Source organism: Kitasatospora sp. MY 5-36 (assembly GCF_001182915.1).
Taxonomy (GTDB): domain Bacteria; phylum Actinomycetota; class Actinomycetes; order Streptomycetales; family Streptomycetaceae; genus Kitasatospora.
The window spans coordinates 1-6,060 of the sequence record NZ_LFVW01000678.1 but is presented as its reverse complement, the minus strand read 5'-3'; the positions used below and the strand labels follow the sequence as shown (position 1 = coordinate 6,060).

The following is a 6,060-nucleotide window of genomic DNA, read 5'->3' as shown; positions in this document are numbered from 1 at the left end:
AGCCGCACCGCCCCGCGCAGCCTCGGGTGCCCCGGCGCCCGCACCAGCCGCACCCCGGCCCGTTCGACGTCCGGCAGCACCGCCGTCCCGTTCTCCAGCGCCTCCTCCAGCGCCCGCGCGCCGACCCGCAGCCGCAGCCCGCTCACCCCCGGCGTCGGCACCGCGATGCTCGACAGCCCGCTGCGCCGCAGCTGCGCCACCAGCCACCACGCCATCCCCGCCACCAGGGCGGTCAGTCCGCCGATCACCGTCGGCCACCACCACGACGACGCCACCCACCGCCCCCGGGACCGCGCGCTCACCACCGGCTGGTCGGGTGAGGTGAGCGGCCACCACTGCGGCGGGTGGACGCCCAGTCGCCGGTACAGGTCGAGCCCGCCCGCCAGCACCAGCACCCCGGCCGCCAGCAGCACGGCCCCCACCACCCCCAGCACCACCCGGTTGACGACCGTCCTCCTCACCCGGCCGCCCCCTCGCCGCCGGCCGCCCCGGCCCCCGTCCCGGACCCGGTGGTCCCCGCCCCCGGGTCCTCCCCCACCACGCCCCCGGCCCCCCGTCCCGTCCGCACGTCCAGCCGCAGTGGCCGCCCCAGCCCCACCCGCTCCAGCTCGTCCCGCAACTGCCGCTGCACCAGCGCCGGGTCCGCCACCCCCTCCAGCGAGATCCGGACCCGCCGCCGCCCGACCCGGATCCGCAGGCGGTCGATCCCGTCCAGGCCCGCCGCCCGGTCCGCCAGCAGGTGTCCGACCCCGGCCCGGTCGACGGCCGCGGTCGTCCCCCCGTAGGGCCGCAGCACGAGCCACCGTCGCAGCCCGGGCGCGACGGCGAGCCACAGCAGCCACCCGCCGAGCGCGGTCGCCGCTCCGGCCCCCACCAGCACCGCCAGGTCGTCGAGGTGGCGGGTCGCCAGCTCGTCCGCGATCTGCGCCCGCCACCGCCGCGCCGGCTGCCCCACCCGTACGGCGACCACGTCGTACAGCAGCGCCCCCGCCACCACCAGCACCGCCGTCGCCACCAGGGCCGCCGCGGCCGTACGGGGTGCCCGCAGCCGCCTGACCTTCTCCGGCCGGGCCCCCGGCGCCGCCTCCGTTCCGGGCACCTCCTCGGTCACGAGGCGCCCCCCGTCACCAACTTCTCGACCACGACGACGACTTCCGACACCCTCGTCCCGGTCAGCCCCACCACCCGCTCCGCGATCCGCGCCCGAACGGCCCCGGCCAGCGCCGCGATGTCCGAGGGGAACGGCAGCTCGACCGCCACCCGGACCGTCACCGTGCTCCCCGGTACGGTCACCGAGACGTGCGGCGGCGCCCCCTTCGCCCGCCCGGCGGGCCAGGCCTCGGTCAGCACCTCCCGGACGGCCCGGGCCGCGATCCGCGCGTACACCCGGTCGGCGACCCGGAGCCGCCCCCGGCGCCCCGGCACGGAACCGGAACCGGAACCAGAACCGGAACCCGGGCCGGGGCCCGGTACGGCACCCGACCCGGAGAGCGCGGCCGGAGCCGACGCGGGGCCCGCCATCAGCGGCGCCGGTCGCGGCCGCGGAGCAGGTCCCCGAGTTCGCCCAGCTCGATGTCGCCCTCCAGCAGGCGCCCGAGCACGAATCCGACCAGCCCGAGCGCGGCCACCAGCAGGAAGGCCGCGAACCCGCCGAAGTACCCGGCGAAGCCGAGGGCCATGCCCACCACCAGGCCGACGATGGCCAGGTTCATCCGCTACTCCCTCGTGTCCCGCTGCCTCGTCGGGTCCGCCGTCGGCCCGCCGCCGAACGCGCTACTTGAGCTTCGGCCGCTGCCCGGAGGGCGCCACCGGCTCCTCTTCCTCCTCGAACTCCGGTTCGTCCGGGAGGTGGACGTCGTTGACCGCGATGTTGACCTCGACGACCTCCAGGCCGGTCATCCGCTCCACCGCGTTGATGATGTTCTCCCGCACCTGGCGGGCGAGTTCGGGAATGACCACGCCGTACTCGACCACCAGGGCGATGTCGATCGCGGTCTGCTTCTCGCCGACCTCCGCCTTGATGCCCCGCCCGACGCTGGGCTTGCCGCCGGGCACCCGGTCCCGCATCGCGCCGAAGGTGCGGGCGAGCCCGGAGCCGAGCGCGTGGATCCCGGCGACCTCGCGGGCCGCCATCCCGGCGATCTTCTCCACCACGCCGACGGCCAGCGCGGTGCGGCCACGCTCCCCCACCGGCTTGGCACCGCCGCCGGCCCCCGGCGGACCGGGGTTCGGGGCGCTGCCGCTGCCGGTGTGCTTGGGCATGGTCGCGGGCGTCGGAGTGTCAGGCATGGGCGCTTCTCCCGTCGTACGGCACCAGCTATATCGCAAACCTCCCCAACTCTGGCATTTCGCCACGATCCCCGCCCGGCGAGCACCGGCGGCCCTCCCCCGGCACGGGAAAGGGCCCGGCCCGGGGGAATCCCCCCGGGCCGGGCCCCGCGTCATCACCGTGCGGTCAGTCGCCGATCCCGGCGAGCTCCCGCAGCCGACGGGCCTGCGCCGCCCGTTCGGCCGAACGCTGCTCGTCGAAGGAGCGCCCGGCGGCGCCCTGCAGCAGCGCCTTGGTCTCGATCACCGCGCCGCGCGGAGCGGCCAGCAGCGCCGCCGCGAGGTCCCGGGCGGCGGCGTCCAGCTCCTCGCCCGGCACCACCAGGTTGGCCAGTCCGATCGCGGCGGCCTCCTCGGCCCCCACCCAGCGGCCGGTCGCGCAGATCTCCAGCGCCCGCGCGTAGCCGACGAGTTCGGTGAGCGGCTTGGTGCCGGCCAGGTCCGGGACGAGGCCCAGCGAGGTCTCCTTCATCGCGAACCGGACGTCCTCGGCGACCACCCGCAGGTCGCAGCCGAGGGCCAGCTGGAAGCCCGCGCCGACGGCGTGGCCCTGGACCGCCGCGATGGAGACCAGGTCCGGACGGCGCCACCAGGTGAAGGCCTCCTGGTACGAGGCGATGGCGGCGTCCAGCTCCTGGTCGGAGGAGGCGGCGAGCTGGAGGAAGGTGGGCTCGCCCGGGATGCCCTCGGGGGTGAACATGGCCCGGTCCAGCCCGGCGGAGAAGGAGACCCCCTCCGCGCGCAGCAGCACCACCCGGACGCTGCCGGGAAGGTCGCACCCGGCGGCGGCGAGGGCGCGCCAGAGCGCCGGCGACTGGGCGTTGCGCCGCTTGGGTCGGCACAGGGTCACGACGGCGAGTTCACCGTGGATCTCCAGGCGGACGCCGTCCCGCTCCCAGCTCGGGGCCTGCGGGTCGGTGGCGGGAGCGGTCATGCGGGGAACCTCCGGTGGCGAGGGACGTGGCTACCGGAGAGTAACAAACCTCGACGCGCAAGGGCAGGGGCCCCGACCGGGAAGGATCGACGGGGCCCGGGGCACTCGGCGGGGGAACGAAGGAGACGGTCCCGGGAGAAATGAACGGACTTCGGAAAACGGGGGACGGACGACACCCCGGACATGACGATCGGCGGCCGGTCCACACGACCCGAGGGCGGACGCCCGGCTGAATGGTCAACCGTCGTCTCCTCGGTCGGCGTCCTGCCGCCGCGTCATCCAGCCAATGGCTGACGAACCGTCAGGAACTGGCCCCGGCAGTCGCTTTGTTCTTGCCCCGCGTGGCACCGCCGCGGCCCCGGAGAATGACTCCGGATTCGCTCAGCATCCGGTGCACGAAGCCGTACGAACGACCGGTCTCCTCCGCGAGAGCGCGAATGCTCGCCCCGGAGTCGTACTTCTTCTTGAGATCGGCCGCGAGCTTCTCACGCGCGGCACCGGTCACCCGGCTGCCCTTTTTCAGAGTCTCGGCCACCCGTGCCTCCTCGTAGCGTTGCTCGGTCAGATTCCCATGATCACCCATCCACCGCGTCCTGGCCACCCATTCGACAAGGTCGATGTCGGAATTGCGTGGTCCACCGGTGGTGATCCGAGCGCAGCAGGGCGCTCACACAGAGTGCGCGCCCCCGGACTGATGCCGCCGTTTGCCGAAAAAGAGCTGATCAGCAGCGTCGGCCCGACCACGATCGAGTGGCGGGCCGACGGAAAGTCCTTAAACGGAATCCAGGTCTACTTCATTCCCGGACACGCCGAAAGGACTAGATATTCTCATCCAAAAAGCGGATCTCGCGTCTACTTCCGGTCAGGCCAGCGAGACCAGATCGGCGTAGCCCGGGTTCCACAGGTCCTCCACGCCGTCCGGCAGCAGGATGATCCGCTCCGGGTCGAGCGCCTCGACCGCGCCCTCGTCGTGGGTGACCAGCACGACGGCGCCGGAGAACTCGCGCAGCGCGCCCAGGATCTCCTCGCGGCTGGCCGGGTCGAGGTTGTTGGTGGGCTCGTCGAGCAGCAGCACGTTGGCGGAGGAGACCACCAGGGTGGCCAGCGCCAGACGGGTCTTCTCACCACCGGAGAGCACCCCGGCCGGCTTGTCCACGTCGTCCCCGGAGAACAGGAAGGAGCCGAGGATCTTGCGGATCTGCACCAGGTCGGTGTCCGGCGCGGCCGAGCGCATGTTCTCCAGGACGCTGCGGTCCGGGTCGAGCGTCTCGTGCTCCTGGGCGTAGTAGCCGATCTTCAGGCCGTGGCCCGGGATCACCTCGCCGGTGTCCGGCGCCTCCACCCCGGCCAGCATCCGCAGCAGGGTGGTCTTGCCGGCGCCGTTGAAGCCCAGCACGACGACCCGGGAGCCCCGGTCGATCGCCAGGTCGACGTCGGTGAAGATCTCCAGCGAGCCGTAGGACTTGGACAGGCCGCTGGCGGTCAGCGGGGTCTTGCCGCAGGGGGCCGGGTCGGGGAAGCGCAGCTTGGCGACCTTGTCGTTCACCCGGACCTGCTCCAGGCCGGAGAGCAGCTTGTCGGCGCGGCGGGCCATGTTCTGCGCGGCCACCGTCTTGGTCGCCTTGGCGCGCATCTTGTCGGCCTGCGCGTTCAGGGTCGCGGCCTTCTTCTCGGCGTTGGCCCGCTCGCGCTTGCGGCGCTTCTCGTCGTCCTCGCGCTGCTGCTGGTACTGCTTCCAGCCCATGTTGTAGACGTCGATGGCGGAGCGGTTGGCGTCCAGGTAGAAGACCTTGTTGACGACCGTCTCGACCAGGTCGACGTCGTGCGAGATGACGATGAAGCCGCCCTTGTACGTCTTCAGGAAGTCCCGCAGCCAGACGATCGAGTCCGCGTCCAGGTGGTTGGTGGGCTCGTCGAGCAGCAGCACGTCGGAGTCCGAGAAGAGGATCCGGGCGAGCTCGACGCGGCGGCGCTGACCACCGGAGAGGGTGTGCAGCGGCTGGGCGAGGATGCGGTCCGGCAGGCCCAGCGCGGCGGCGATGGTGGCGGCCTCGGCCTCGGCGGCGTACCCGCCCTTGGTGAGGAACTCGGTCTCCAGCCGGGCGTACTTCTTCATCGCGTTGTCCCGGGTGGCGCCCTGGCCGTTGGCCATCCGGTCCTCGTTCTCGCGCATCTTCTTCAGCACGGTGTCGAGGCCGCGGGCGGACAGGATGCGGTCCTTGGCGAGGACGTCCAGGTCGCCGGTGCGCGGGTCCTGCGGGAGGTAGCCGACCTCGCCCGAACGGGTGACGGTTCCGGCGGCCGGCAGGCCCTCGCCGGCCAGCACCTTGGTGAGCGTCGTCTTGCCGGCGCCGTTGCGGCCGACCAGGCCGATCCGGTCACCGGCGGCGACCTTGAAGCTCGCGGACTCGATCAGGATCCGGGCACCGGCACGCAGTTCGAGGGCGTTGGCGGAAATCATGGCTGGGGACTACTCCTGGGACGTGGGCGGGCGGCCGGGTGCGACGGACCCGGGGCCGGGTTGGCATGAGGGGGGCTTCATCGGCGGTCGGCGCGGCCCTCGCGGCGCCGCCGCCCGCTATTGCCCGGAGAAGATAGCCATGACGGCAAGTCTACCGGGCCCCGTACCGCCCCCGGGGAAGTACCGCCCAGGGGTATCCACCGGCCCGCCGGCCCACCGACCGGAGGCCGTCCCGGCTACTGGGGCTGCCCGGCCGGCTGGTCCCCCGCGGGGGCTCCGGCGGCCGCCGGGGCGTCCGGGGCGTCCGGGGCCGGGTTCCCGGCCGGGTCCTGGCCGG

At 73.5% G+C, this 6,060-nt stretch carries 8 protein-coding genes; all 8 read right to left on the bottom strand.

Annotation, left to right across the window (positions count from 1 at the left end):
* A partial coding sequence (locus AE652_RS33410) for an alkaline shock response membrane anchor protein AmaP (RefSeq protein WP_159028623.1) occupies window positions 1-461 on the bottom strand: 461 nt, incomplete at its 3' end.
* The gene (locus tag AE652_RS43260) at window positions 458-1,111 is read right to left on the bottom strand and encodes a DUF6286 domain-containing protein (protein WP_053112410.1); all 654 of its coding nucleotides are present in this window, start codon (window positions 1,109-1,111) and stop codon (window positions 458-460) included. The genes AE652_RS43260 and AE652_RS33410, both read right to left, overlap by 4 nt.
* On the bottom strand, window positions 1,108-1,425 hold the full coding sequence (locus AE652_RS33400; RefSeq protein ID WP_049658457.1) for a hypothetical protein: 318 nt from the start codon (window positions 1,423-1,425) through the stop codon (window positions 1,108-1,110). Before AE652_RS33400 ends, AE652_RS43260 begins: the two co-directional genes overlap by 4 nt.
* A gap of 95 nt (window positions 1,426-1,520) precedes the next feature.
* On the bottom strand, window positions 1,521-1,712 hold the full coding sequence (locus AE652_RS33395; RefSeq protein ID WP_049658455.1) for a hypothetical protein: 192 nt from the start codon (window positions 1,710-1,712) through the stop codon (window positions 1,521-1,523).
* 61 nt (window positions 1,713-1,773) lie between these two features.
* Window positions 1,774-2,262, bottom strand: coding sequence for an Asp23/Gls24 family envelope stress response protein (locus tag AE652_RS33390; protein ID WP_074001607.1), 489 nt, complete (start codon window positions 2,260-2,262; stop codon window positions 1,774-1,776).
* A gap of 193 nt (window positions 2,263-2,455) precedes the next feature.
* Window positions 2,456-3,262: an enoyl-CoA hydratase/isomerase family protein gene (locus AE652_RS33385; protein ID WP_049658452.1), complete on the bottom strand. Its 807-nt coding sequence runs from the start codon at window positions 3,260-3,262 to the stop codon at window positions 2,456-2,458.
* A gap of 301 nt (window positions 3,263-3,563) precedes the next feature.
* Window positions 3,564-3,797: a helix-turn-helix domain-containing protein gene (locus AE652_RS33380; protein ID WP_049658450.1), complete on the bottom strand. Its 234-nt coding sequence runs from the start codon at window positions 3,795-3,797 to the stop codon at window positions 3,564-3,566.
* A 327-nt stretch (window positions 3,798-4,124) separates the two neighbouring features.
* Complete coding sequence (locus AE652_RS33375) at window positions 4,125-5,723, bottom strand: ABC-F family ATP-binding cassette domain-containing protein (RefSeq protein WP_049658446.1); 1,599 nt, start codon at window positions 5,721-5,723, stop codon at window positions 4,125-4,127.
* Window positions 5,724-6,060: the final 337 nt, after the last annotated feature.